This is a genomic window from Mesorhizobium sp. M7A.F.Ca.MR.148.00.0.0, assembly GCF_003997735.1.
Taxonomy (GTDB): domain Bacteria; phylum Pseudomonadota; class Alphaproteobacteria; order Rhizobiales; family Rhizobiaceae; genus Mesorhizobium.
Map to the genome: position 1 here is coordinate 7,642 of NZ_RZTB01000166.1, position 1,111 is coordinate 8,752.

General features: G+C 58.1%; 2 protein-coding genes. Both read right to left on the minus strand.

The genetic code is table 11. The features are described from left to right. Positions 1–551, minus strand: a 551-nt coding sequence (locus EOB49_RS38150) for an ABC transporter substrate-binding protein (protein ID WP_348630284.1), incomplete at its 3' end; no start/stop codon positions are given. Positions 552–869: 318 nt separating this feature from the next. Then, the coding region (locus EOB49_RS37035) for a hypothetical protein (RefSeq protein ID WP_206526165.1) at positions 870–1,111 on the minus strand (242 nt) is incomplete at its 5' end.

Consider the following 1,111-nt stretch of genomic DNA (forward strand, 5'->3'; position numbering starts at 1 on the left):
TTCCAGATGTGCTCGGGAACGATAAATGGCCCGCTGTCGATTGGCCAGCGAGTGGGGATCTTGGTCACGATTTGAAACGTTTCGTCGTCCAGGGCCGTTATCGATTGGACTTGGTCGAAGCCGGCGGTGCTACTAAAGCCGCTGTTCAGTTCGTCCGACTTACCCATGGAGCCGAGCAGGTAATTATAGGTGAACGCGGCGTCTCTGGCAGTGGCAGGCTTGCCATCCGACCACATCATGCCGGGCCAGATCTTGAACGTCCAGGTGATTTCGTCGTTGGCGACGGACCACGATTTGGCAAAGCCCTTTCGATCGTCGTGTCGCTGGGCTTCCACACCGACCAGGTAGTCATAAGTAAAGATGAGTGGCCACCAGTTGCTCCAGCTGGCAAAAGGGTTCAGCGAGTCGGGGGCGGCGATGGCGCCGACGCGCACGATGTGATCGCTGCAGGATGACGCGCCGAACGCCCTTGAGGTCAGGACCCAAGGCACCGCCGTTCCCATAAGCATCGCCTTCATGACGGCACGACGACTAAATAACCACTCCTTCATTCTGTCCTCCCTTTAGACCGGGCTTACGTGATGACCCGGCGGTTCCCCTTGTCATGCGGGTTTCAAAGGCCGCTCAGTGCCCGCTTCGTGAATGTAGCAGCGTAAAATGGCCATCTACTGCGAATACTGCCCAGTCGCGCAGGAACTTGGCGTGTTCTCGCTGTCCACGCATATTACCGGCGTGTTGCTGGTGGAGGTCAGAGATTCCTAACAACGCGATTTAGCGGGATCAGTCGAACATCAGCCTGCGGCTGTGACAGCCGTTGCGCTCCTCCATGCGAAGCTCGAACAACAGGAGGCCGAGGCGACGGCGATCGTTCAGGTCGAGCTCACCGCCCGGCAGGCTCTTTGCCTTAAATGGTAGGCCAACGGCAAGTCGATGAGAGCCATCGCGGAGCATCGATGGATCATCGACCTCGAATCCGCTAGCCGGAAGACGAACGGCGCGACAAGGCTGGCCTCGTAACGTGCCGCATTCCGGTGCTGGCGCTTTGGCAACGGCGTTGGAAGAATGGGGAGCAGAATCTTCGAGGGGTACTTCTCTGAGTGGTAGATTCTAT